General features: G+C 56.8%; 2 pseudogenes. Both read left to right on the forward strand.

Features of this window, described 5'->3' with window-relative positions:
• Window positions 1-132 (forward strand): annotated as a pseudogene (locus tag U5A57_RS41465) (carboxymuconolactone decarboxylase family protein); the annotation flags it as partial.
• Window positions 133-141: 9 nt separating this feature from the next.
• A pseudogene (locus tag U5A57_RS41470) lies at window positions 142-384 on the forward strand (cupin domain-containing protein); the annotation flags it as partial.

The raw sequence follows: 384 nt of genomic DNA on the forward strand, positions 1-384 counted from the left end.
ATACCGGACGCTGCATGGGAAAGCGTCACACCGCATTTCAGCGACGCCGAAGTGGTGGATCTTACCCTGCTGATCTGCGCAATCAACAGCTGGAACCGTTTCGCCATCGCATTCCGCAAAACGCCAGCCTGAGGAGCCGAGATGAAAGCCTTTCGGTTTGCAGTCCTTTATTGTTCACTCGCAACCGCTACGCTGTCCCTCGCTGGCATTCAGACCGCCATGGCAGAAGGTGCTGGCGAGGAAGCCATCAAGCCGGTGATGCAGCAACCGATTCCGGAGCTACCCGGCAAAAACGTCGATATCGCCACCGTGACATTCGCACCTGGTCAGGCTTCTGAGCCACACATGCATCCGGGTTCCATTTTCGCGTACGTGACTGTTGGT

It is taken from the genome of Paraburkholderia sp. J11-2 (assembly GCF_905220185.1).
In the GTDB taxonomy this organism is placed as follows: domain Bacteria; phylum Pseudomonadota; class Gammaproteobacteria; order Burkholderiales; family Burkholderiaceae; genus Paraburkholderia.